Raw genomic sequence first — 25,020 nt, 5'->3', positions numbered from 1 at the left:
AAGTAATACGCTTTTACCATAAACAAGTAAAATACACCCTATTGGCGTAAGGCAATTCACTCCATAACAAGAACGAGTAAGCACACCAACACAAAACAGATGAGAATAAAAAAAGGTTACAGCATACAAGGCAGCAAAGAGGTTTAAATGTGTTAGTGCTTTAAATACAATTTTATACACTTGCTATTGCAGCGCTGCATATAAAAGGCATACCGCTAAATAGTAATGCCTTATTATAGGAATAGCTTATTATAGTAATACCTAATTAATAGCTTTATTTTGATATGTACCAGCTAAAAAAATGATTGGCATGAAAAGGTTTCTTAATACGTTACGTAAAAATTATAAAAGTGAGTGATTTGCTCACCAGTTTGAACATTGCTTAAATTAAGCACCAGTTGCCACAGCATATTTTTCTCAGAGCATATGCCCACCATAGTGTCACTTTTATAAATAGTTGCTTCTTTAGTGAACTTTTGCGGAATAAAACCCATATACATGGTTATACTTTCAAGCTTAGCGTTATCTATTTTTAGGTGGTCGGGTAAATCAAGGTAAATACTAAAGGGGGTTTCGGGGGTAATATTTTTATCACTTAACCATACTTTAACACCGGTATTATAAATACAGCGCTGATTCGTGTCGCAATTTGTTTTTAACAGTGCTTTTTGATCTTTTTGGTTGGCATTGTCACAGCCTGTTAATACAAAAAACAGCATTAAAAACAAAGATAATCTATATATATGCATAACAAATCCGCGCTAAATAAAAACAAATCTTAATTAGCATGCTTTGAAATAACAATAGCCAGTGTGATGTTTGGTTAATATAGGTACAATCTGTATCAAAAAATAAACAACAAACTCACAAACTTTGATTGATGTCATAATTTTATGTAATTGACCTATCTTTTTTAGGCCAAAAAATTTATCATTTCACCCGCAAAAAATAAGGGTTTCTCGAGTTTGTTTTCTGAAGCATTCAGGCTTTGAACGTTTTAGGTAATACGCTTGGGGAAAATAGTAGGCCCCACTTTAAACGGTGGGTAATTCATTTCTAAACGCATTTATTGCAGCGGAAGCCAGAAAATGAGCCAAACAGTAGCATCACAAACTGAGTATAACTATAAAGTTGTACGCCAATTCGCTATTATGACAGTGATTTGGGGCATCGTTGGCATGAGTATTGGGGTTCTGATTGCTGCCCAATTAGCTTGGCCAGCACTTAACTTTGATACACCATGGTTAACATACTCTCGACTACGTCCGTTACACACGAACGCAGTAATTTTCGCATTTGGTACCAGTGCACTTTTTGCGACGTCTTATTACGTCGTTCAACGTACTTGTCAAACGCGACTTTTCTCAGACAAACTCGCCGCTTTTTCTTTTTGGGGTTGGCAGCTTGTTATTGTATTAGCCGTAATTACATTACCACTGGGTATTACTAGCTCTAAAGAATATGCAGAGCTTGAGTGGCCAATCGATATTTTAATCGCGGTAGTATGGATAGTTTACGCAGTAGTATTTTTTGGTACGCTGATCAAACGTAAAGTATCGCACATCTACGTTGCTAACTGGTTCTACGCTGGCTTTATTATTACTGTTGCAGTGCTACACATTGTAAACAGCATGGCAGTGCCTGTGTCGTTAACTAAATCATACTCAATCTACGCAGGTGCGGTAGATGCCATGGTTCAGTGGTGGTACGGTCACAACGCTGTAGGTTTCCTACTAACGGCTGGTTTCTTAGGTATGATGTACTACTTTGTACCAAAGCAAGCAGGTCGCCCAGTTTACTCTTACCGTTTGTCGGTAGTTCACTTTTGGGCACTTATTTCACTTTACATTTGGGCAGGTCCTCACCACCTTCACTACACTGCGCTTCCTGATTGGACGCAAAGTTTAGGTATGGTTATGTCTATTATCCTATTTGTACCGTCTTGGGGTGGTATGATTAACGGTATAATGACGCTTTCTGGCGCTTGGCATAAGCTACGTACCGACCCAGTACTGCGTTTCTTAGTTGTTTCATTGTCTTTCTACGGTATGTCTACGTTTGAAGGCCCAATGATGGCAATTAAATCTGTAAATGCATTATCTCACTACACAGATTGGACTATCGGCCATGTACACTCAGGTGCACTAGGTTGGGTTGCGATGATTTCAATTGGTGCTATTTACCACCTTATTCCTGCATTATTCGCACAAGGTCGTATGTACAGCGTTAAATTGGTTAACACGCACTTTTGGTTGCACACAGTAGGTGTTGTACTTTACATTGTTGCAATGTGGATCTCAGGTGTTATGCAAGGTCTAATGTGGCGCGCAGTTAACTCTGACGGTACATTAATGTACAGCTTTGTTCAGTCTTTAGAAGCATCACATCCTTTCTATATTATGCGCTTTGTAGGCGGTGTATTCATCGTTACAGGTATGTTAGTTATGGCTTACAACGTTCTGCGTACAATTTCAGCTGAGAAAGAATCACTGAAGTTAGACGCGCAAGCACAATTAGCATAACGGAGTGAGATGATGAGCAATAAAAATTCACAAAACAAACATGAAATAGTAGAAAAGAACGTTGGCCTAATGGCTATTCTGACTGTTTTTGCTATTAGTTTTGGTGCATTAGTTGAAATTACTCCGCTAATGTTCCAAGACGATACAACAAAACCTGTAGAAGGTTTGCGCCCACTTAACGCGCTTGAAATGGAAGGTCGTGACATTTATGTACGTGAAGGTTGTTATAACTGTCACTCACAAATGATTCGTCCTTTTCGTGATGAAGTTGAGCGTTACGGTCACTACTCTGTAGCGGGCGAATCAGTATGGGACCATCCTTTCCAATGGGGTTCTAAACGTACTGGTCCTGACCTTGCACGTGTAGGTAACCGTTACTCGGACGATTGGCATTATGCACACTTAGTTGACCCACGCGCCGTGGTTCCTGAGTCGAACATGCCAGGTTTTCCTTGGTTAGCAGAGACTAAGGTTGATACCAGCCTGACTCTGAAAAAACTACAAATTTTCCGTGATACTTTTGCTATTAACCCAGAAAACCCTAAACACCCGGGTTTAGGTTATGGCAGCGACGAAGAGCTACAAGCAGATGTTGATAAAGTTAACGCTATGAATAACGGCGAAGGCGCAACAGAAATGCAAGCCCTAATCGCGTATTTACAGCAACTTGGCACCCACTTGAAGTAATTATTATGGATTACGGAACATACAGAGGCATTTTGACTCTGGTAATTTTAGTATTGTTTATTGTGATTGTTGTATGGGCATACAGCAAGCGTAGCAAAAATCGTTTTGATGACGCTGCTAATGCCATTTTCGAAGATGAAAAAAAACATAACAACACACTCTCTAACGAGGAAAAGGAGTCTGAAAAATGACTAGCTTTTGGAGTATTTGGGTTATTGTATTAACCCTAGCCTGCTTAATCATCATTTTTAGCTTATTAGTTTGGAACCTTAAAAACTATGCTGGCGTAAAAGAAGGTGAAGACTGCGGACATGAATATGACGGCATTACCGAACTAAATAATCCACTCCCAAAATGGTGGACGTACATGTTCTTCGCAACATTTATTTGGTCGGTATATTACTTAGCAGCTTATCCAGGTTTAGGTAACTGGGAAGGTTTAGGTAAATGGACAAGCTCTAACCAAGGTATTACCTCTTTAGCGGAATCTAAAGAAGCCACGGCTAAAGCAAAAGAAGAAGGCCGCTATGTAAAGCTTGATAAAGAATACGAAGCAGCACAAGAGCGCTTTGGTCCTATTTTTAACAAGCTTGCACAAGTACCAGTATTAGATTTAGTTAACTCTAAATTTGAAGGTGATGCAGCGCAGCAAGTAGCCCTTGAAAATGGCGAAAAGCATGAACAAACAGACGGCCAGTTAGCACTTGAAATTGGTCAGCGTTTATTCTCGCAAAACTGTGCGCAATGTCATGGTTCAGATGCACGTGGTGCAACTGGCTTCCCTAACCTAACTGACAAAGATTGGTTATACGGTGGCTCACCAGACAAAATTAAAGAAACGCTTCTTTATGGTCGTGTAGCAGCAATGCCTTCTTGGAGTGCAGCACTTGGTGAGCAAGGCGTTAAAGAAATGACAGCGCACGTACTTAGCTTGTCTGGTCGTACTGTTAACCAAAAAGATGCCGCTGCAGGTGCCGCTAAGTTTGCAATGTGTGCCGCGTGTCACGGTGCAGATGGTAAAGGCTCTGTTGCACATAACTTACCGTTTGGTGCACCAAATCTTACAGATAACATTTGGTTATACGGTGGCTCTCAACGCGCTGTTGAAGAAACCCTTAACCATGGCCGCGCCGGTGTAATGCCAGCATGGAAAGACATTTTAGGTGAAGATAAAATTCACCTGTTAACTGCCTATGTTTACAGTTTATCGCAAGATAAATAAACACTGAGTTAACTATTAATTAATCTTTTTATTTCAACAGATTAATCCAGATCAAAAAAGCCTCCAGTCGGAGGCTTTTTTTTAGTCTTTTACAAATATTTGCTATAAAATAGCCCTACCTAAACTAATTTTAGAGCAACTATGCAACCTACTCCGTGGTATAAAAATTTTTGGCCTTGGTTTTTAATCTTTTTTCCGCTAGCGGCCATTATTGGGTGCATAACCTTAATTATTACTGCTGTGGGCAACGGCCCAGATATGGTGGTTGATGATTACTATAAAAAAGGTAAAGCAATAAACTTAGAACTTACTAAGTTTGAAAAAGCCAAAGCACTGTTTTTACATGGCAAGCTTAATGTTACAAACGAGCGTGCCAGTTTTGCCTTTACCAAAGGCGATTATAGTAACGTACACGCTTTAAAGCTGTCTTTTTATCATCGCACCATCAAAGCGCATGACTTTGAAGCAACGCTTACCCCTAATGCAAATAAAGAATTTACTGCCCTTTTAGATAACTACACACCAGGTGCTTACTCTGTATTTATAGAGCCGGTGGATGGTAGTTGGAAGTTAAAAGAAAACATTACTCTTCCTACAGAGCAGCCTTTGTTAGTTACCCCAAATTATAAGTAGCCACCACTATGAGCGTTTCTTGCTTTCATTGCCTTGAAAGTGTGCCAAATGGATTTCGCGCAACCGTAACAATAGATAACACGCCACAGCCTATGTGCTGTATTGGCTGCCAAGCAGTTGCGCAAAACATTGTTGACCAAGGCATGACCGACTATTACAAATACCGCACCGTACGCGCTGATAAAGTAGAGCAGTTAGTCCCTGAGCAACTCGCGTTTATTAAAAGCTACGACAACGAAGACATACAAGATGAGTTTATAGCCACAACCGATAACTTATCCCAAGTACTTTTAAGTGTTGAAGGCATTACCTGCGCCGCGTGTGCATGGCTTATCGAAAAGCAATTACTTAGCTTAAAAACGGTAAAGCGCGTTGATGTTAATACCTCAACTAACCGTGCCATGATCCAATGGGATAAAACCCAAACCCCGCTGAGCGAAATTATTACTTCCTTAGCCAAAATTGGCTACAAAGCTTACCCGTTTCAAGCCGATGACGAAGCACAACAAAAGCAACAAACAGCAAAAGCCTATATACGCCGCTTAGGTGTTGCAGGGCTGATGACCATGCAAGTGATGATGTTTGCCTTTGCCATGTACTTTGGCATGTTCTCGGGTATGGATAATAACTTTGAGCAATACTTTAGGTGGATAAGCCTAGTGCTTGCCTCCCCCGTTATTTTATACAGCGCATTACCCTTTTTAACTAATGCTATTAATGGCTTAAAAGCAAAACAGTTAAATATGGACTTACCTGTTTCGTTGGCTATTTTTGGTGCGTATAGCGCCAGCTGTTATGCCACATTTATGCAAGTAGGCGAAGTGTATTTTGAATCGGTATGTATGTTTACCTTTTTATTATTATTAGGTAAATACCTCGAATTTAGGGCCCGATTAAAAGCCAGCGAGTTTACCGCCAACTTACAAAAGCTGCTGCCTTTAACCGCCCGCACCCTTGATGAAAGCGGCCAAGCGCATATTATTTCAGCTAAAAAGCTTAAGCTTAATGATGTTGTACTCATAAAAGCTGGCGAAACTATTCCCGCTGACGGAGAGCTTATCAAGGGGCAAACAAGCGTTGATGAGTCGATGATGACCGGTGAGCATCAGCCCGTTAATAAGTTTATTGGCCACAATGTGTATGCCGGGTGTGTTAATCACGATGGCGTAATAGAAATAAAAATAAATAAAATCGGCCAAAACACCCTACTAAACCAAATTATACACTTACAACACACTGCGCTTACCAAGCGCCCTAAACTGGTAGAAATTACCGATAAAGTTGCCCAGTGGTTTATTGCCTGCTTGCTAGTTTTTGCCTCTATAACGGCCATTGGCTGGTACCAAATTGACCCAGAGCACGCGTTTTGGATCACTATTTCTGTATTGGTTGCCACTTGCCCTTGCGCACTTAGCCTTGCTATACCTACCGCATTAACATGCGCTGTAGCCACGCTCACCCGCAAAGGGGTGCTAATTAAACAAGCACATGTGCTCGAAACCCTCTCGCAATTAACGCTGTTTGCCTTTGATAAAACAGGTACCCTCACACAGGGTAAATTTAGCTTAGATGCCATTGATATACTCGATGACACAATCTCTAAAGAGCAAGCGCTTAATATTGCAGCCCAGTTAGAGCGTTATTCTGAGCACCCCATAGCCAGTGCATTTAATAAATACGCCACCACCGAGCTTGCCCTTACAAACATTACTGTACACCCAGGTATGGGCATTAGTGCACAAAGCGCAGATGATCATTACGCTATTGGTAAAAGCGGCTGGTTTGACAGTAAAAAAACAAATGCCCAAGCAAGCCTATTTATAAATAAACGCGTAGTTGCTCGTTTTTACTTTATAGATAAAGTAAAACCCGGTGCCAGTGAGCTTATAAGTACCTTACAAGCACAAAACTTGAGCTGTCATATGCTCACAGGCGATGCATCAGACGCCGGACAAAAAATAGCAAAACAATTAAAGCTCAACAGCAGCCAAAGCGCCCTGTCGCCTAAAGATAAACAAACCGCCGTGGAGCAATGGTCATCACAAAACGAAGTGGTTGCCATGGTAGGCGATGGCATTAACGACAGCCCAGTATTTGCCAGTGCTCATTTATCCATTGCAATGGAAACTGGTGCCGACATTTCTAAAAACAGTGCCGATGTAGTGCTGTTAAACAGTGATTTAGCCTCAATTGCGCACCTACTCAATGTTGCTAAGCAAACTAGGCGAATCATTAAGCAAAACCTGGCGCTGTCTTTGTTGTATAATGCTTCTATTTTACCGCTTGCAGCGCTTGGGCTTGTTGCCCCGTGGATGGCCGTTATTGGTATGTCTGCCAGCTCAATTATTGTGATTAGTAATTCACTAAGGCTTTTAAAGTTATGAGCATAATTTATATTTTAATCCCGATTGCCATATTATTTGTGATTATTGCCATTGGCGTGTTTTTTTGGGCCGTTAAAAGCGAGCAATTCTCTGATTTAAACAAACAAGGTCATAGTATTTTGTTTGAAGATGATAAAGAACAGCACAACAAAAGTAATGATTGACCCACTTTACACCAGCGCCTTTTTAATGGGCTTAATTGGTAGCGGGCATTGCCTTGCCATGTGCGGTGGTATTGCCAGCTCATTGCAATTGGCCAGTAACAAGCGCCAATCTGTTATTTATTCATTTGCTTATAACCTTGGCCGAGCGTGTAGCTACATGCTGGCTGGCGCACTCGTTGCGGGTATAAGTAGCCAATTTGCAAAGCAAAATACTTTTTTTTCTGTAACCCTTTCATTCATTGCGGCTATTTTTATGCTGCTGGTAGGCGTATATATAATGCGCTTAGGCCCCACTTTGCAATGGCTTGAAAAAATAGGCAAAACACTTATTTGGCAGCATATTGTTAAGCTTAATAAATATTTAATGCCTGTAGATTCAACGGCTAAAGCATTGGGTTACGGCGCGTTGTGGGGCTGGCTACCCTGTGGTTTGGTTTATTCAGCGCTCACATGGGCAATGACCAGCCCTAGTGCATTTGATGGTGCCCTAGTGATGCTTTGCTTTGCGCTTGGCACCTTTCCGGCCATGATCACCTTAGGCCTGGCCGCCCAAAAACTTAATAGTGTTATTAACCACCCATGGACGCGAATTGTGTTAGGCAGTATTATAATTTGGTATGGTATGTACCTGTTGATCATTGCCACCGACAAACTAGTACATTAATCGTCAGCTGTATTAAGCCACTCGGTTTATTTTCACTGCTGTGTATAAAAATTAAAACGGATTAAATTATGGATTTCTCTCAAAGTCGCGCTAAAAGTAATTGTGCAATTAGCTGTAACAACTGCAGCATCAGCCAATTGTGTTTGCCGTTTTCGTTAAATGGCCAAGAAATGGATAAACTTGACGAAATCATTGAGCGCAAAAAGCCTCTGCACAAAGGCGACTACTTGTTTGAATCCGGTGCTGCGCTTAATGCTATTTATGCAGTACGCTCAGGCTCATTTAAATCGTACACATTGTCTGAGCAAGGTGATGAGCAAATTACCGGTTTTCACTTAGCCGGCGATTTAGTCGGCTTTGATGCTATTAGTAAAATGGCTCATCAGAGCTTTTCGCAAGCACTAGAAACATCAATGGTCTGCGAAATCCCGTTTGATACACTCGATGAGTTAGCAGGTAAATTACCCAAACTTCGCCAACAAATTATGCGTTTAATGAGTAGCGAAATTACCTACGATCAAGAAATGCTGCTACTTCTTAATAAAAAATCGGCAGAAGAGCGCCTAGCGAGCTTTATTTATAACCTTTCGGAGCGCTTTGGCGAGCGCGGATTCTCGCGTAAAGAGTTTAGATTTACCATGACTCGTGGTGAAATAGGTAACTACTTAGGGCTAACCGTTGAAACCATCAGCCGCTTATTAAGTCGTTTTCAAAAAGCGGACTTAATAAAGGTAGAAGGTAAATTTATTACTATTTTAGACAGCGACGCACTCGCCAAAACGGCAGCAATAATTAAGCCTCGCTAAGCTAACAAGTGTTGTAACTTTGATTTAGAACAACAATTTGTGTGCTACCCCTTTAACTGCTGTGTATTTACGTTACACTGAAAGTAAGTTAAAAAGGGAGTAGCATATGAACACTATTAAACGTATTTTAGCCGTTATTGATCCCACTAAGGATGACCATCACGGTTTAGCTCGCTCGATTGATTTAGCCAAAAAGTCAGGCGCCAGTATTACCGCCTTTATGACTGTTTACGACTTTTCTTACGAAATGACCACCATGTTGTCGTTTGAAGAGCGCGAAGCAATGCGAAAAGCCGTTATAAACGATAGAGAATTATGGCTTAAGGATATAATTTCTACCTACCCAGATGTAAATATCACCACCCAGGTGGTCTGGCATAACCGCCCTTTTGAAGCCATTATTAATACCGTTATTGAACAAGAATACGATTTAGTTGTTAAAAGTACCCATCAGCATGGTGCGCTAAAATCGGTTATTTTTACCCCTACCGACTGGCACTTAGTACGTAAATGCCCCACACCTGTGTTATTTGTAAAAGAAATGGCCTGGCCTGAGCAAGGTAATATTTTAGCCGCGGTCAATGCGGTTAGTGAAAACGATGAGCATGTAGCCCTTAATAAACGCATTATTAAAGATGCACAATTTTTATGTGAACTTGCCAACGCTAAACTTAACTTAGTTAATGCCTACCCTGCTACACCCATTAATATTGCCATAGAGATACCAGAATTTAACCCTGGGCTTTATAACGAATCTGTAAAAAAACACCACATAGAATCTACCAACGAGCTTGCTAAAACCTTTAGTTTAACTAATGAGCAATGCTTTATAGAAGAAGGCCTACCGGAGGATGTGATCCCCGATGTAGCAAATCGCTTAAATAGCGAACTGGTGGTGATTGGCACCGTAGGGCGTACGGGGCTAAGTGCCGCATTGGTTGGCAACACTGCCGAGCACGTAATTGATAGCCTAGATTGCGATGTCTTGGCATTAAAACCTGATGGCTACGTAAGCCCGCTTGCCAAAAGTTAAACAAAGCCTTAACTAGCGCTTTAATACCCACAGTACTTGGGTATATAATACGCCCCTTTATTTTCAGCAAATAATTTGCCGCATTGTTTTATAAGGGGGCGTAGTGTCTCACTCAGCTCAAGCCAAAGCTCAATACAACTTAAATAAGCTACAAAAGCGTTTACGCCGTCTTACTGGCCAAGCCGTCATGGACTTTAACATGATAGAAGAAGGCGACCGTATAATGGTATGCCTATCGGGTGGTAAAGACAGTTACACCATGCTTGATATGCTTAAACATTTAAAGCGTGTGGCGCCTATTAAATTTGATTTATTTGTTGTTAATCTCGATCAAAAACAACCTGGGTTTCCTGAACACGTTTTACCTGAGTACCTTGATAAACAAGATATTGAATACAAAATTGTAGAGGAAGACACCTACAGCATTGTTACCGATATAATTCCTGAGGGCAAAACCACGTGTTCGCTCTGCTCACGCCTACGTCGTGGTATTTTGTACCGTACAGCCAAAGAAATGGGCGCAACTAAAATTGCCCTTGGTCATCACCGCGATGACATGATCGAAACACTCTTTTTAAACATGTTTTACGGCGGTAAACTTAAAAGCATGCCGGCTAAGTTAATGAGCGATAACGGCGAGCATATGGTTATTCGTCCGCTCGCTTATTGTAAAGAAGCCGATATAAGTAAATACGCATTTAGCCAAGGCTACCCTATTATTCCGTGTAACTTATGTGGCTCACAAGAAAACCTGCAACGTAAACACACTAAAAACATGCTAGCGCAGTGGAATAAAGACCACCCTGGGCGTATTGAGAGTATTTTTACTGCAATGCAAAATGTGGTGCCTTCGCATTTAGCCGATACAGAACTATTTGACTTTGAAAACCTAAAAACCGGCGACGTTATTGATGGCGGCGATATAGCACTCGATAAACCAGATATACCTAACGCGCCTGTAAGCGATGAAGATGAAAACCAACAGCAACAAGCTGATGTGGTTACTATTAACCTAAGCTAACGGTTTTAAAAATACAGTTAAGGGGCTACTCGCCCCTTTTTTTATACTCATTAATCCTGCTAAGCGCCTTTATCAGCTAACCCTTTTAAAAATTCTAAACTCATTCGTTCTTGCTCGTTTGCTTGATAAGGCAACTGTTGCAAACTATCGTAGGCAAAATCTGTAATTTCAAACTCAGTAATCTCACTGCTACCAAAACTATTACGCTCACCTGGGCTTGGCGACATGCGCTCTATCACAAAGTCACTTAAACGCATGTTAGCCACCCCTTGTGGTAATACCGACCAATGCGCCTTTAAATCCACCGTTTGACTACCTTGTGAAAGTTTCTTTTTAGTCACCAAATGTGCAAGTGGGGCCGTATCACTGTATAAATTAGCTCTAATTCTATATAAGCCACTTTTAAGCACTTTTAAATGGGCTGTGGCTATCATGTTTTCGTTTTGTGCATAGGCATTATCAAAATCAATAAGCGTCGCACTGGGTGGCATATACTGTATTTGCGCAACTGCAGGCACCTTTTTACCTGCAACATTTGCCTCTACAAATAACTGTAAATTTCGCGGGTAGTCTTCACTGGCTTTAAAGCTTACTGTGGCTTCACCCTGCTGAGCTGTGGTGGTTTTTGAACTGATTGACGCTTTGGTATCGGTATTGCTTAGCGCTACATTTACCTCTGCTAGGTTTTGCGCAGCAATATGAACGGTTATTTCTTGCGGGTATACAAACCGATATTTATCTAAACTAACAACGAGGGCATTACCCGCATCGTCAATGGGGCTTGTAACTGGGTAAAACTGATTGGGCTTTAAACGGTCTTCATCAAGTGTGCTTAAGGGCTGCGAATAAGGCGGGTATTTTAGTGCGCTTTGGTATTGCATTCCCACATGCTCAGCAGCACTGGCCAAGTGCTGATCATAATGTATTTTGGGTGGGCTTTTTGCCTGTTTTTGTTTTGGCACATCAATGGTTATTACGGTGTTTTTATCTGGGCTTGCTGGATCTGTCTTGTTTTTTATTACCAGCGCAGCGGGAGGCTCAAGCGTTTTAACTTCATTTTTATTTGTAAACCACAGTAAAAACATCGCAATACTGACTACAGCGGCACCAATGTAAAACTTTTTCATGTTGCATCAATCCTTTAAAAGCGTGCAGCAAATAACTACACGCTCTAGCGTTTAATACCTAACGCGTTTATAAAATTTAGGTACTTATTAAGGGATCACGTTATAAATAAGTGCCGAGGCGCTTTGCGTGTTTGAATCCTTAATATAGCGATAGTGTTTTTTCCAAAACCAAGTACCCGTTGTTTTATCAAATGTGTTAAAGCCGACATTTTGACCATCTACATTTATATTGTTCATGGCAATTGTGACATTCCCTTTGCGCTGCGCATTATGGATCTCGTTGTGGCTGTAACTGTCGCTCATCATCATTGGATAATGGTGCGGCATAAAGCTATTAACGGCATCGCCTTGTGATTTTAACTGGCCGTTAGTATCAATACTGCTACTACAACTACCAAACGATTTAGCCGCGCTTGCTCCACACGATGAATGCGATGCCACCACCGAATCATCATTACCTTTTAAAAACCCGCCCGTTAGACCTAGGTACTCATTACCATCGGCTACAAAACGTAAACGCGGCGTACGCGCATCTGGAAACGGCGAAATTTTGCGTGCGTTATTTACTTTTAAGTCGTGTAATACGCCCACCGCTTCTGTCACATCGCTGCCTAACCACCATTTGAGTGCAGCATCCACTGCAAAGTTCCATGCTGCGCCAGTTAAAGCACTTACAGCAATATCGGCAAGCTCGCTGCCGCCCCCTGCTCCCGCTAAATCAAAGGTCGCCACAATATTAAGTGGCGTAAGGCCTGCATTTTCAAGCCAATTAGCTTGGTTATCAATAATATGGCGAGCAACTAAATCGCCTGTTGAATGCGTTACTAGCACACAGCCATCAGCACATAAGTTAGAACGCGATATTTGCTTTAATTTAGGCCATACCCAATCGGTCGCAATTTTACCTTCAATGCGCTCATAGGCTGGCCAATCAATACGTTCATCAGCACGGTTATTCCAATAGGTTTGCCAATAGGTTTCACCGTCGTTTATTACATCGCTGCCCGACTTATTGGTTATTTGCGATACCTGTAAGCCGTGGATCAGTATAATTTTGTGATCTTTACTCAGTGCAGAAAAGCTCATTAAAAACGCAGCGCTGGCAAAAAGTAGATATTTAAGTGTGTGTGTTCGTTTAGAGTTGTTCATATAAATCCTTAATGTGTTCAGTGTTTTATTTTTATGCCTATGTACTTAAGGTATTCATTTACACATGTGCAGGCGCACATGCATTGACCAGTATTAGGAACGACGCTCAAAAATGCAACAATTTATTATCATTTAAATTCGGCTAAATCTATATTGACTGTATATTCAATTACTTAAATTTAAATAATTGCAATATTTAGTATTATTTACACACACCTAGTAGTCGGCAGTACTAAAGCTAAAAAACCTAACGCATAAAAATACGTTAGGTTTTTAGTAATTAGTCCAACCTTTAAATATAAACAGGTATTAGTATTTTAAACGCTCATACAATCCTGAGGCTCTTGATACACTTTTGCTCATGGCCAATTGCAGTACTTTTTTATCGGCCACCAGCTCAAAGGTGTTTTTAGCACGTGTTATGCCTGTGTACACCAGCTGCCTATTTACGCCCATACTGGCATGTTTAAGCGGCGGTAAAACCATAGCAGTATAACTAAACTCCGAGCCCTGCGATTTATGTATGGTCATTACATACACTTTATCGTGAGCAGGCAGGCGCGCAGGTGAAAACGCCCGTACCGTGTTTTGCTCATCAATAAATAATGCTTTTAACTGCCCGCTTTCATCGGGCATTAAAATACCAATATCCCCATTAAACAACTTAAGTTGATAATCGTTTTGGCTCACCATAATGGGCATACCACTGTAATGGCGCTGGTTTGGGCTTACCGATATTAACCCTTGCTGCACAAGTGCGCGCTCAATGCGGCTGTTTAAGCTATTTACGCCGTAATCACCCTCACGAACGGCCGCTAATAATTGATATTGAGAAAACGCCGCGTGAACATCTGCAACACTTGCCCCTTGTGCAATTAAATTTAAATAATGAGCGTAATGCTTAGCAGCACTGTTTATTAATTTTTCTATGGGTTTTGCAACAAAGTCATAATCTAAAATAACATCGTTAAATTGGCCTTGTGTGCTTTGTTGCTCTACGTATTTTAAAATACCGTTATGGTTAGTATTAACCGCCAGTGCAAGCTGACCAATGCCACTTTGTGCGTCAAACCGGTAGCTGTGTTGTAAAAATGCAATGCAATCGGCTAGTTTAAATTCGCTATGTCCAGGCGACGCTAATTTAGCCTCTCCTTTAAAACATAAAGCATTAAGCTCATCACATCGTGCTTGCGAGTAATTAGGCGTTTCACCCAATGCTAACCCTTGGCATAAATCACTCATTACACTGCCGGTATCTACCGAGGCAAGTTGGTCTTTATCGCCAAGCAATATTAAACGCGCATGCGCAGGCAGTGCTTCTATTAATTTAGCCATGAGTGATAAGTCAACCATACTGGCTTCATCAATAATAAGTACATCTAAATGCAGCGGGTTGGTGCTGTTATGCTTAAATTTATTAGTAAAGGGTTTAACCCCTAAAAGCCGGTGAATAGTTTGCGCGCTATCGGGAATTAAGGCCTTTATATCCTCAGGAATAATTTTAAGTTGCTCTTTTGCACCTAAAATTGATTCACTTAAACGGGCTGCCGCTTTACCTGTAGGCGCCACCAGCTTTATGCTTAAAGGTGCACTTTTATAAAGCGACTGTAAAATAGCTAATAGCTTAGTCACGGTGGTGGTTTTACCAGTCCCTGGCCCGCCCGTAATAACGCTAAAGCCTTTTGTTGCTGCAATAGCACAAGCTACTTTTTGCCAATCAATCGCAAGCGCTGAATTATCAACAAAGTAGTCATTTAATAATTGGCTGAGTAACTGGGTATTTATATTTAAATGGCGCTCACTCATCGCAAGCAAACGCGTAGCTAAGGTGTGCTCATAATCAGCTAGGCGCGCAAAATAAAGCCGCTCGTTAAATAACTGTAAGGGTTTGGCCTCGCCTACACTGTTATGGGCACTTAAACAGCTAAGCGCATCGAGGTAGTTAAAGGCTTCGTTAAAAGGCGATGTAATATTTGGTACATTGCCCTCGGTTTTAGTAAAGTCGCTTTGGCGTAAATTAAACGGGTTTTGCCAGTCGACTTCTTTTAATGTTAAACAGCTATGCTGGCTTTGCTGTGCTAAACACAGCAATAACACTATATAAAACACGTCGTTTTGCTGGTTGTCGCACAGCATTAAGGCAAGCTTTACATCTACCATTCTTATGCGTTTTTCATCTAATAAGTAGTCAAGCAGCTCCACCGTATTTAACGGTTGGGCAGGTGCTGGCGGCTCATCAAACAAGCTTTGCTGCATAGGGTAGTCACTCATAACATGGCTCCTTGGCTAAATAAGCCATCTAATATAGTGATTTGCTCTGTGCTAAGCTTATTAAAATACACCCCTTTACCCGCCGGCATGGCGCGTAAAAACGTATAATAAACCCCGCCTAAGTGGGTTTCTATTGCATAATCACTAATGCGTTGTTTGAGTAATCGGTGCAGCGCAACGCTATAAATTAAATACTGTAAATGATACTGATGGCTATTCATGGCTTGCTCAAGCAGGTCGCTTTCATAGTCAGCGGGCGTATTGCCTAAGTAATTAGACTTATAATCTAAAATATAATACTTCCCTTGATAGCAAAAAATTAAATCTATAAATCCCTTTAACAAGCCTTTTACATGAGCAAACTCGAGTTTGCTTTGGGTTAAACCAAAATGCTTAACCAGTATTTCGTTTAATTTGGGCGCGCTTAAACTATCTAAAGGTAAATTAAATTCCATTTCGACTAGGCAGTCTGTCGGGGCTAATTGGCTTAAGCTTAACCCCTCATTGTTTAAGGGGCAGGTTAACGAATCAAGCACCCATTGCTCGGTCACGTGTTGCCAGCTTTCGCTAATATGGTATTTATCCAGCGCATGTTTTACCACCTCTGCTAAATTTTGCTCTGGATTTGTAGGGTGTACTTGCGCACTGGTAAAGTCTATTTGCTCAAATATTTCATGCAAACAGCTTCCAGGCTTCGCCCCCTTGGGAAAACTGTAAGGCGATGGTATTTCATCTTGGCTGTTAGCAAATTCATCTTTTTCATGATCTTCATCGCTGCGCCCAGGCTCAATATGATCGGTGTGCTTTTTAAAGCTCAGCGCGCTAAAGCTGGTTGCTCGCCAATCTCGCTCTATGTTGGCTGTAACCGTATTAACTCTTAACGCTTGGCTTTGCTGCACTGCGCTATTGAGTGTTAATTGGCCTTGTTCGGCCAATTTCTCAGCCGTAAATTGCTGATAGTGCATTTCGGTGTGAGCGTCGCAAAATTCACTTAAGTGGGTACGCCACGTTTGGCTACTTGTAAGCTCAAGCCCTGCAAATAACACATGCCCTAATGCACTACTTTGTATAGCCAAACGGCTACTTTGCCCTTGCCCTATGTTATACACCCCAAGTGCACAAAAATGTACCGCGCGGGTAAGGGCAACATAAAGTAAGCGTAAGTCTTCAGCTAAGCGTTCTTGCTCGGCTTGTGCTAAGGCGTCTTCGTTTTTACTTAAATCGTAAACTAGCTGGCCGTTGTGATGATAAAGCGCTTCTTTAGTTTCGCGATAGCCACTGGCAAAAGGCATAAATACCAGCGGATACTCGAGCCCTTTTGAGGCATGCATAGTCACAATTTTAACTAAGTTGGCGTCACTCTCTAGGCGTACTTGCACGGTTTCGCCATCTTGCTGGCTAACCTTTTGTGCAAACCAACGTAGTAAACGCAAAGTGCCTTCTAGCTCTATTTGCTTTTGCTGCAGTATTTCACCTAAGTGTCTAAAGTCGGTTAACCAGCGCTCAACATTATAGCCAAGGCCTTGCCACTTAGCGCTCAGCTGATTATGACTTAGCAAACGCTCAAGCATCGCCATTGCGCCTTGCTTGTTCCAAATATGGCTAAGTTGAGCAAAAAAGTTTAAGTGCTCTTGCCATTTATTTTCATCATCAGCAAGGGCGTAAATTTCGTTGTAGCTTAAACAAAATAACGGCCCAGCTAATACGCCGCGCAGTAATGACTCGTTGTATTGCCCATGCAATGCCGTTAAAAAGTTAAGTAAATGGTGGCTAAGCTCTTGGCTAAAAACACTGTCGCGCGATAAATACACGCTAGCAATATTGGCATTGCTCAGTGCTTTTTTCATTATTTGCGCTTCTACACGGTCGCGCACCAATATACAAATATCGGCAGCGGTCACCTTATGCTTACCAATGCACGCTCGCCCTTGCTCGGCTTGCTCAAGCAATGTCACTATTTTATTGGCAAAATAGCTGGCCAAATGCCCTTGCCCAACGCCTTTGCTGGTGGGTTTGTTTTTTTCATCTGCAGCTTCATCTACAAATACATTAAATTCAAACGCGGTGGCAGGTTTGCCATCTATTGTAAATGTTTCATCGGCTTTTTTGCCTTTTGCTGCTACTGCGTTAAACGGTATGGCATCGTTATAAATAAAGCTATTGGCATGTTTAGAAAACAAACTGTTCACACTGCTGACTATATCGGTGCTTGAGCGAAAATTAGTACCTAAAGTAAATTGCTGCTCAGGCTCTACCGACTCTTTTGCGCCAATATAGGTAAAAATATCAGCGCCCCTAAAGCCATAAATAGCCTGTTTTGGGTCGCCTATCATGGCAAGTGTCGTTTTTTCTTGGCCGTATATTTTGCTAAAAATGCCGTACTGAATCGGATCGGTATCTTGAAACTCATCAATCATGGCAACAGGAAATAGCTGCGCTATTTTTTGCGATAAAGCCTCGCCCTGCTCGGCATTTAAAGCACTGTGTAAATTAGTCAGTAAATCATCTGGGGTGATCACACTTTGCTCTTGCTTGCGTTTTACAATTGCCTGTTTAACCCACCGAGCTGCGGTTTGTACAACAGCAATTTTAAGGCCCTGATTAATTTTAGTATTAAGTGCACTAAGCTCATCAAACAGGCTAAGCAGAGGGTGGCTAAATAATGGCTGATTTTTTTTATAATTACTGGCATCACTTAAGTTTTCGCTGCTCCACACCTCAAACGAGTATTTATTGGTGCCAAATTCAAAAAATAACTCATCACCTAAACAAAATCCTTCAAGGGCCGTTAAACTGCCTTTTCGCCCAGATGTTTTAGAGCCACTTAAACCCGAGCCCTTTATTGCAGCTATAAACTCTTGCTCCAGCACTGCTTTTTTAAAAGCGGGTACTTTAGCAATGTACTCATCGCGAGCTTTAAATACGTCATCTAAGTTTATTTGCGGCACTATGTTCGCATTGGCTTTATTTAGCACACTACTAACTTGGCTAAATAGCGATTCAGGGGCTGCAAACACCTCTAAAATAGCATCAGTGCGTTCTTTATTAAGTGGGTATACAAAGGCGCGCCAAAAATCCTTAATTGTGTCGAGCAGTATGTCGCGCTCATCTAAAATAAATTCAAGGTTAAAGGCAACGCCCGATTCAAACGCATGCTGCTTTAACATGCGTTGGCAAAAACCATGAATGGTAAATATAGCGGCTTCGTCCATAGATTTAGCGGCGGCATCGAGTAAATCAAAGGCGCGGTGTTTATCATCTACTGCGGCTATTACACCTTCTATTAATTCATCATTTGGGTTTTGGCCAAGTAATGCATCGCGCGCAGCAATAATACGGCTGCGTACGCGGTCTTTAATTTCTTGCGTTGCAGCATCGGTAAATGTCACCACCAATATTTGCTCAACGCTTAACGGGGTGTTTATCTCCCCTGGTATTTGCAAGCCTAATAAATAACGTAAATAAAGCCCGGTAATGGTGTAGGTTTTACCTGTACCCGCACTGGCTTCTATTAAACTTTGCCCTTTTAACGGCATTGTTAGCGGGTTAAGCGCTTGCATGGTCACTCTCCTTTGCATGTGCATGTAATGGGGAGAGTAATTTTTCGCTCCACTTAATAAATTCTTCTTGGCAGTCATTGAGCGATTGCACCGTTAAACGAATATACGGGTTTTCGCCCTCGCCGCGCCCTATGTATTGTGGGTTAAACTTACTAATGGCTTTACCAATATCGCCCCCACTTTTAACGTATTCATAGCCACTTACCGGATAAAATGCCACAGGCTCTTTGCGCAAGGCTTGGTATAACGAAAACCAATCACTGAGTAAGGCATCGGCCTCATTTTTACTCAGCGGTGCAAAGCTAATTTGCTTATCAAGCCCCAGTAATAGGGTTTCAACATTTTGTTCCATACTTTGTGCAACAAGATGATATATAAAGCCTTTAATTAAATCTTTGGCCTTTATACTGGCACTTCGGTAAAACACTTGTTTTTGAAGGTAAATATGATTAAGCCAGCCCTCAATGGTGGTGTTTTCTATTCGCAAAGACACCTCAAGCGGGTCGGTTTTGCCGCTTTTAATATGCTCTTTTACTTGCCCGGCTAGTGCATCTACTCTGTGCGCCATGCTCTCATACACTAAATTGCCCACATTGGCTTGTGGCAGCTCCCCCCGTTGCAATATTTGCTCTGTACTTAAAGGTTGCTCATTAATATTGGCTTGCAGTATTTCGTCTAAGTAAAAGTAGCGGCGCAGCGCATCTAGGCTAAAAGGCTCTTCATCTTTTGCTACTTCGTTAAATTCAGGTAGGCGTAAACCTAATGTTTGCTGGTAAAAGCTCTCTTGTGCGTTGCACACACTGCGAATAAATACATCAAGCTCTAATTGCGCGGGCGCTGTTACATCAATGGCTGTTAGCGGCTGCGCGTCTATACGCTCGCTTGGCAGCCAAATAGGATTAAAACTGTGATTACTCAGCTGTTCATCCGCTTCAGTGTCTGCTGTGTAATACGCACTATTAAAAGGCTGTAAGTGCTGTTGATTAATTAAACACTCAGGCAGCGTTTTTTCGCTGTTATTTGCTAACGTAAAGCTGCGGCCTATGTACTCTAAAAGCTCGCTTACTAAGGTTGAGGGCATACGTGGTTGATTTTCAAAACACGAGCGGCCAATGTAACTTATGTATAAATTTTCGCGGGCACTAAGCAGGGCTTCTAAAAATAAGTAACGGTCATCTAATTTACGTGAACGGTCACCTTTTTGTTTTTTAGAATACGGCACTAAGTCAAACCCTATTGGCTGCACCGTACGTGGGTAATCGGCATCGTTTAAGCCAAGCATACACACCACTTTAAACGGCACGGCGCGCATAGGCATTAGTGTACAAAAGTTAACTTGCCCCACTAAAAAGCGCTGCCCTACGCCTTTTTCTTGAATGCCTTGTTTTATCAGGTAGCTTACAATTCGTTGCGATACATGTTTATCGTAATCGCCATTATCGTGGTGCTTTTTAAGCTCCTCTAAAACATTTTGCAGTACCAGTAAATCCCAGCTGTCTTCGCCTTCATTGTAATAAATAGCATTTATTAGCTCAGATAAAATATCCGCTTTATTGCTAAGGGTATCATCAGGGGTTAGCTCATCTTTAAAGCGCTGCAGTACATCAATAAAATGCACCAGTTTATTAAGGGTATCAAGCGCCATGCCCTCTACTTCATCGGCACTGTAAATGCCGTTAAACGGGCATTGCTCATCGCGCTGGGCTATGCCTAGCAGTAAACGGTTTAAACCATGCTGCCAGGTATTTAAATCTATTGCGGGTAAATCAAAGCTACTTTTGTGCTCAGCATTTATACCCCATTTAACCCCTACACGCTCAAGCCAATATTGAATTTGTTCGTACTCGTGCGCCTCTAGCGCAAATTTTTCGGCAATTTGTGTTACTTGCAGTAAATCAAGAATATCCGAAACACCAAAACGCGAAAACGGCAAATTGGCTAAGCTGGCAAACGAGCTCAGCACTGGTTTTTCTTGCTCTATGGCTAAATCGGCCAATGCATAAGGAATAAAGCGACTGGTGTTTTGCGCGCCGCCAAATACCGCTTCAATATACGGGCTGTACGTACCTACATCAGGCATCATTACAATAATGTCTTTAGGAGTAAGCGACGGGTTTTGATTAAACAAAGTAAGTAAGTAATCGTGCAGGCGCTCAACCTCTCTAAGCGGTGTGTGGCAATCGCTTAGGGTAATGCTGGTGTCGCTGTCGCTAATGGGCAATTTGCCCTCATCATTTATAAACCATTGCTTGTTATCGGTAAGCGACTCACCTTTAAATGCCAGTTGGTAAATCTCGCTTTGAATTTGACCCAGTAAGCTATCGTCAAACGCATCTATAAAGCCATCAATCCAACGCGCATCAAGTTGTACGAGTTGCTCAAAGTAGTCGCGCCCTAGTTTTCCCCATGACGATAAAAGCGGGTTACCTATAAAGTAGTATTCTTCATCAGGGTTAGTTTGTTTTTTTTGCTGCGCTTCTAAAAGCGGCATTTTGGCGTATTTGGCATTTATTTTGGCTGCTGTTTTTTCATCAACCACATCGCCCCAATAATGCTCGCTAGGATTAAAAAAGAATAAAAACACCTCTGTTTTTTTGCTCAGGGCTTCAAACACCTCAAGCTGCGAGCTCGCAATCGCCGATATACCAAATAAACTAATGCGCTTAGGTAGTAAGCTATTATCCATATTCTCAAGGGCGGCGAGTAGCTGCCCTTGCATATTGGCACGATGAAATTGGCTTTGTCCAAGCGCTTTACTGTGCGCCACCAGCTTTCGCCATAAATCGCTTTGCCACGGAGCAATGCTTACATCAACATCGTCAAGTTCGTCTTTGCCGCTATCCCATGTGGCAATCCAATGCGGGCGGTACATTAAATATTGGTCGTACACATCGGCAATTTTTTCACACAGGGCAAAAGTTTTTTGCCCGTCTAGGTCGCCCTCTAAATAGGTTTTTAAGGGCAAATAAAGCGGTTCATCAATACAGCTGGGCAGTATTGCAAATAATTTCCAAGCAAGGTTAGGCTTATTAAATGCCGACTCTTTAGGTACATTGGGCAGTAACTGCTGATATAACTGCCATATAAAGCTCGATGGCAGCGGAAAATCGACCTGCGCGGCTAACCCTAGGTTTTCGCTTAAACCAATTTTAAGCCACTGCGACATACCCGGCGACTGCACTAATACCACTTCTTTATCGAATGGGCTTTGCAACGGGTTTACTTTTAATAGCTGATTAAACTGAGCCTGCAGCGCTTCCATACGGTTTGATTGAATAATATTGAGCATACAACTGGAGTCCTTACTTGAAGTAAAACCAGTTTAAGATATTTTCATTTATAGGGGTAGCGCAATCAGCAAATTGGCACTAATAAATCAGCGAGTTAGCAGGGAGTTTAAACGCACAGCGTTAATTTTAATCACTGTGCGTTTTATTTGTCAGGCCATTTTATTTATAAGGGCTAATGCTTGATAAGCTAAATGCGCTTTGCATAATCACTTTACCATCTATCCCTTTAAGCTTAAGTGAGATGGCTGGATCTGCTTGTTGCCAATCTATGCTTAAATCGCCGTAATTAACATTGTGGGTGTAATCACCTACACGGTGTTTATTTGGGCTTACGTCTTTCCACTTTTCAGTGAGGCCTGAGCTGGTCATTTCTATTAAAGGGTAATCAAGGTTTTGTTGATACTTTGATATTTCGCCCCAGTGCGTATCACCACTGATAATAATAACCCCATTCACTTGATGCTTTTTAATTAACGCAAATAAACGGTTACGATCCTCTGGGAAATTAGCCCACGACTCCCACCCTGTAAAATCGGGTAATAACTGCAAGCTTGAGGCAATTAGCTTTATAGCCGCAGGCTTTTTAAGCTCTTGCTCAAGCGATTGCCACTGCGCCTCACCTAGCATAGAGGCGCCTTTTACTTCTGTTGGGCTATACGGGCCTTGGTTATTAAGCTTACGCTTAGTGTAATATTCAAGCTCGCTTACGTGGTTAAGTGCATCACGGTTCCAGCGTAAATCGGGCATTATTACGTGTACGGTTTGCTTATCTTCACCATACATATACGACGTGTAAATGCCGTCCGTGCGGGTGCGTCTGGGTGAGCTTTTAGGCTCCCCCCAAAAATCGAGCATAATTTGGCGAGACTGCTCTTTATGTGGGTAGTCTTTACCAATATCGTTTTGACCAAAGTCGTGATCGTCCCACATCGCAATGATTGGCGTATTCGCTTTTAGCGTTTTAAAGCCTGGTTTTGCACCTAATTTTTGGTATTTATTGGCAAGTACCGTCATATCGTTGGTGTCGCCGTAAATATTGTCACCTAAAAATATAAATAAATCGCCCTGCTCTTTATTAATGGTGTCAAATATTGGGATGTCTTTATCTTGATGCCCACACGAGCCAAATAAAATTTTTGAAGGGGCTGCCATAGTATTTGCGCTAAACGCTAACCCTAATGCTAATGCTAATACGGCGTGTGTAATAGGTTTTACTAACTGCTTCATTTTAAAATCTCACTTATTGGCGGTGCCATGTTTGAATTTAGGTGTTTAGGGTTTATACCCAATGCGCTTAAAACAGTGGCTGCAACCTGCGCCTGTTTAAGCTCATTTTGTGTTTTAATTAAGCCGTGCCCTTTTATTGTTGGGCCAATGGCAGCAAGCCAAATATGCTCAGAGCCGACAATGCCCTCAGGAAATTTATTACCCGCTAAATGCAGCTCAGCCAACGCACGTTTAGAGCTATGATGTTGCCAGTCACTTGCACTGCTTCCGCGGCCGTGGTCGGTGGTAACAATAAGCGTTGTATTGTTTTTATAGCCCGGTGTAGTTTGAATTGTGCTCCATAAGTCTTTTATAAACGCATCGCTTTGCCTTGCAGATTTTAAATACTGGTCGTAATGGCCATCGTGCGCAAAGTCGTCGGTTTCACCCAAGCTAATAACTAACAAGCGCGGCGTTTTTGCCTGCATATACGCTTTGGCAAATCGGTAAGTAAAACTGTCTAAGCGTACGTTTTCCCATGGGCTTGGAATTTCATTTTGCAATACGTTTAAAAGCTTAGCATCGGCAAATAAATCGTTTTCTATGGGCATAAAACCCGCATTCACATACACGTTACTACGCTGGGTATTCACAATGTAAGGAAATACATCCCAGCTCCCAAACAAAGCGGTTTTACCTTTAAAGTCTGCACGCTCATCTAGGCGCTCTAAAATGGTTTTATTCGCGTTTAATACTTTATTGTTACTATTAATTTTTTCATCTACTTCGCCGGTGAGAATTTCGTTATACCCAGGGTATGAAAAATACCAAGGGTTGCTCACCGACATATTAGAGCCCTTTGCTCTATCACCTACAATTACGCCCTTTTTAGCCACATGCTGAGTTAAAAATGGCATGAGTAATTGCTGGCGCTTATTGGCGGTAGGCGCCCAAAATTGCTTATTTAATTGCGTTGGGTTTTTAACAAAATCGGCATTATTAATGAGGTTTTTATCTGCCCCGCTAAACACCTCTTGCCAGCGCACACCATCAAGGGTCACTAGCACTACATTTTGCGCTGCGCTTGCGGTATTGCTGATTAATACAATGATGCTAAATACCGTGGCTTTTATAATTGAGTTCATAATAACTGTGTGTCCCGTCCTGAAATAGGTTGACGGTTTTAATGAAAGACTTGGTGCGAAAGCGCCAGGTCTTTTTTATGCACTTGATTTGGTGTTTTCATATCCAAACTTAAGTGCGGTCGCATTTCATTGTATA

19 protein-coding genes are annotated in these 25,020 nt (G+C 41.8%); 11 read left to right on the top strand and 8 right to left on the bottom strand.

All coding sequences use genetic code 11. The annotated features are described in order from the left end of the window. Positions 1-323: 323 nt before the first annotated feature. Positions 324-749, bottom strand: a complete 426-nt coding sequence (locus tag PSI06_RS15735) for a hypothetical protein (protein ID WP_029774529.1) — start codon at positions 747-749, stop codon at positions 324-326. A 339-nt stretch (positions 750-1,088) separates the two neighbouring features. On the opposite strand from PSI06_RS15735, the gene ccoN reads away from it, so the two are divergent. The 11 genes from ccoN (at position 1,089) to ttcA (ending at position 11,136) form a co-directional block, all read left to right on the top strand. Next, positions 1,089-2,522 carry a cytochrome-c oxidase, cbb3-type subunit I gene (gene ccoN, locus PSI06_RS15730; protein WP_004588826.1) on the top strand — a complete coding sequence of 478 codons (1,434 nt, stop codon included), beginning with the start codon at positions 1,089-1,091 and terminating at the stop codon, positions 2,520-2,522. A 12-nt stretch (positions 2,523-2,534) separates the two neighbouring features. Continuing rightward, the gene (gene ccoO / locus PSI06_RS15725) at positions 2,535-3,209 is read left to right on the top strand and encodes a cytochrome-c oxidase, cbb3-type subunit II (protein WP_004588825.1); all 675 of its coding nucleotides are present in this window, start codon (positions 2,535-2,537) and stop codon (positions 3,207-3,209) included. A gap of 5 nt (positions 3,210-3,214) precedes the next feature. Further along, positions 3,215-3,400, top strand: coding sequence for a CcoQ/FixQ family Cbb3-type cytochrome c oxidase assembly chaperone (locus PSI06_RS15720; protein WP_004588824.1), 186 nt, complete (start codon positions 3,215-3,217; stop codon positions 3,398-3,400). Beyond that, positions 3,397-4,431, top strand: coding sequence for a cytochrome-c oxidase, cbb3-type subunit III (ccoP, locus tag PSI06_RS15715; RefSeq protein ID WP_054982343.1), 1,035 nt, complete (start codon positions 3,397-3,399; stop codon positions 4,429-4,431). Before PSI06_RS15720 ends, ccoP begins: the two co-directional genes overlap by 4 nt. Positions 4,432-4,572: 141 nt before the next feature. Continuing rightward, entirely contained in the window at positions 4,573-5,064 is a 492-nt protein-coding gene (locus tag PSI06_RS15710; RefSeq protein ID WP_004588822.1) for a FixH family protein, read from the top strand. Positions 5,065-5,072: 8 nt separating this feature from the next. Then, on the top strand, positions 5,073-7,448 hold the full coding sequence (locus PSI06_RS15705; RefSeq protein ID WP_273604231.1) for a heavy metal translocating P-type ATPase: 2,376 nt from the start codon (positions 5,073-5,075) through the stop codon (positions 7,446-7,448). Continuing rightward, the gene (ccoS, locus tag PSI06_RS15700) at positions 7,445-7,612 is read left to right on the top strand and encodes a cbb3-type cytochrome oxidase assembly protein CcoS (protein ID WP_002963071.1); all 168 of its coding nucleotides are present in this window, start codon (positions 7,445-7,447) and stop codon (positions 7,610-7,612) included. The genes PSI06_RS15705 and ccoS overlap by 4 nt, the downstream gene beginning before the upstream one ends. After that, positions 7,605-8,276 (top strand): sulfite exporter TauE/SafE family protein, encoded by a 672-nt coding sequence (locus tag PSI06_RS15695; RefSeq protein WP_273604232.1) that lies wholly within the window; start codon positions 7,605-7,607, stop codon positions 8,274-8,276. The genes ccoS and PSI06_RS15695 overlap by 8 nt, the downstream gene beginning before the upstream one ends. A gap of 68 nt (positions 8,277-8,344) precedes the next feature. Continuing rightward, on the top strand, positions 8,345-9,082 hold the full coding sequence (locus PSI06_RS15690; RefSeq protein WP_273604233.1) for an FNR family transcription factor: 738 nt from the start codon (positions 8,345-8,347) through the stop codon (positions 9,080-9,082). Between the two features lie 106 nt (positions 9,083-9,188). Continuing rightward, complete coding sequence (gene uspE, locus PSI06_RS15685) at positions 9,189-10,115, top strand: universal stress protein UspE (RefSeq protein ID WP_024032584.1); 927 nt, start codon at positions 9,189-9,191, stop codon at positions 10,113-10,115. Positions 10,116-10,218: 103 nt separating this feature from the next. Beyond that, entirely contained in the window at positions 10,219-11,136 is a 918-nt protein-coding gene (gene ttcA / locus PSI06_RS15680; protein ID WP_029774533.1) for a tRNA 2-thiocytidine(32) synthetase TtcA, read from the top strand. Positions 11,137-11,195: 59 nt separating this feature from the next. Here ttcA and PSI06_RS15675 read toward each other — a convergent pair whose 3' ends face one another. From PSI06_RS15675 to PSI06_RS15645, 7 genes are all read right to left on the bottom strand, one after another. Then, a complete protein-coding gene (locus PSI06_RS15675; protein WP_273604234.1) occupies positions 11,196-12,263 on the bottom strand; it encodes a hypothetical protein in 1,068 nt (355 codons plus the stop codon). 87 nt (positions 12,264-12,350) lie between these two features. Beyond that, positions 12,351-13,412 carry a hypothetical protein gene (locus PSI06_RS15670; protein WP_248442586.1) on the bottom strand — a complete coding sequence of 354 codons (1,062 nt, stop codon included), beginning with the start codon at positions 13,410-13,412 and terminating at the stop codon, positions 12,351-12,353. Between the two features lie 309 nt (positions 13,413-13,721). Next, on the bottom strand, positions 13,722-15,683 hold the full coding sequence (gene recD / locus PSI06_RS15665) for an exodeoxyribonuclease V subunit alpha (RefSeq protein WP_273604235.1): 1,962 nt from the start codon (positions 15,681-15,683) through the stop codon (positions 13,722-13,724). Further along, positions 15,680-19,243: an exodeoxyribonuclease V subunit beta gene (recB, locus tag PSI06_RS15660; RefSeq protein WP_273605041.1), complete on the bottom strand. Its 3,564-nt coding sequence runs from the start codon at positions 19,241-19,243 to the stop codon at positions 15,680-15,682. Before recB ends, recD begins: the two co-directional genes overlap by 4 nt. Next, positions 19,230-22,532 carry an exodeoxyribonuclease V subunit gamma gene (gene recC / locus PSI06_RS15655; RefSeq protein ID WP_273604237.1) on the bottom strand — a complete coding sequence of 1,101 codons (3,303 nt, stop codon included), beginning with the start codon at positions 22,530-22,532 and terminating at the stop codon, positions 19,230-19,232. The genes recB and recC overlap by 14 nt, the downstream gene beginning before the upstream one ends. Before the next feature lie 160 nt (positions 22,533-22,692). Next, positions 22,693-23,760: an alkaline phosphatase D family protein gene (locus PSI06_RS15650; RefSeq protein ID WP_273604238.1), complete on the bottom strand. Its 1,068-nt coding sequence runs from the start codon at positions 23,758-23,760 to the stop codon at positions 22,693-22,695. Further along, the gene (locus PSI06_RS15645; RefSeq protein WP_273604239.1) at positions 23,757-24,884 is read right to left on the bottom strand and encodes an alkaline phosphatase family protein; all 1,128 of its coding nucleotides are present in this window, start codon (positions 24,882-24,884) and stop codon (positions 23,757-23,759) included. Before PSI06_RS15645 ends, PSI06_RS15650 begins: the two co-directional genes overlap by 4 nt. Positions 24,885-25,020: the final 136 nt, after the last annotated feature.

Source organism: Pseudoalteromonas sp. GABNS16E (assembly GCF_028598715.1).
Lineage (GTDB): Bacteria > Pseudomonadota > Gammaproteobacteria > Enterobacterales > Alteromonadaceae > Pseudoalteromonas > Pseudoalteromonas atlantica.
Note: the sequence above shows the minus strand (reverse complement) of the source record. Positions and strands in the feature narration are given on the sequence as shown.

What these genes read in the sequence shown, in the direction of transcription:
- PSI06_RS15735 (WP_029774529.1), bottom strand. Translation starts at nt 749, where the DNA reads ATGCATATATATAGATTATCTTTGTTTTTAATGCTGTTTTTTGTATTA.
- ccoN (WP_004588826.1), top strand. Translation starts at nt 1,089, where the DNA reads ATGAGCCAAACAGTAGCATCACAAACTGAGTATAACTATAAAGTTGTA.
- ccoO (WP_004588825.1), top strand. Translation starts at nt 2,535, where the DNA reads ATGAGCAATAAAAATTCACAAAACAAACATGAAATAGTAGAAAAGAAC.
- PSI06_RS15720 (WP_004588824.1), top strand. Translation starts at nt 3,215, where the DNA reads ATGGATTACGGAACATACAGAGGCATTTTGACTCTGGTAATTTTAGTA.
- ccoP (WP_054982343.1), top strand. Translation starts at nt 3,397, where the DNA reads ATGACTAGCTTTTGGAGTATTTGGGTTATTGTATTAACCCTAGCCTGC.
- PSI06_RS15710 (WP_004588822.1), top strand. Translation starts at nt 4,573, where the DNA reads ATGCAACCTACTCCGTGGTATAAAAATTTTTGGCCTTGGTTTTTAATC.
- PSI06_RS15705 (WP_273604231.1), top strand. Translation starts at nt 5,073, where the DNA reads ATGAGCGTTTCTTGCTTTCATTGCCTTGAAAGTGTGCCAAATGGATTT.
- ccoS (WP_002963071.1), top strand. Translation starts at nt 7,445, where the DNA reads ATGAGCATAATTTATATTTTAATCCCGATTGCCATATTATTTGTGATT.
- PSI06_RS15695 (WP_273604232.1), top strand. Translation starts at nt 7,605, where the DNA reads ATGATTGACCCACTTTACACCAGCGCCTTTTTAATGGGCTTAATTGGT.
- PSI06_RS15690 (WP_273604233.1), top strand. Translation starts at nt 8,345, where the DNA reads ATGGATTTCTCTCAAAGTCGCGCTAAAAGTAATTGTGCAATTAGCTGT.
- uspE (WP_024032584.1), top strand. Translation starts at nt 9,189, where the DNA reads ATGAACACTATTAAACGTATTTTAGCCGTTATTGATCCCACTAAGGAT.
- PSI06_RS15675 (WP_273604234.1), bottom strand. Translation starts at nt 12,263, where the DNA reads ATGAAAAAGTTTTACATTGGTGCCGCTGTAGTCAGTATTGCGATGTTT.
- PSI06_RS15670 (WP_248442586.1), bottom strand. Translation starts at nt 13,412, where the DNA reads ATGAACAACTCTAAACGAACACACACACTTAAATATCTACTTTTTGCC.
- recD (WP_273604235.1), bottom strand. Translation starts at nt 15,683, where the DNA reads ATGAGTGACTACCCTATGCAGCAAAGCTTGTTTGATGAGCCGCCAGCA.
- recB (WP_273605041.1), bottom strand. Translation starts at nt 19,243, where the DNA reads ATGCAAGCGCTTAACCCGCTAACAATGCCGTTAAAAGGGCAAAGTTTA.
- recC (WP_273604237.1), bottom strand. Translation starts at nt 22,532, where the DNA reads ATGCTCAATATTATTCAATCAAACCGTATGGAAGCGCTGCAGGCTCAG.
- PSI06_RS15650 (WP_273604238.1), bottom strand. Translation starts at nt 23,760, where the DNA reads ATGAAGCAGTTAGTAAAACCTATTACACACGCCGTATTAGCATTAGCA.
- PSI06_RS15645 (WP_273604239.1), bottom strand. Translation starts at nt 24,884, where the DNA reads ATGAACTCAATTATAAAAGCCACGGTATTTAGCATCATTGTATTAATC.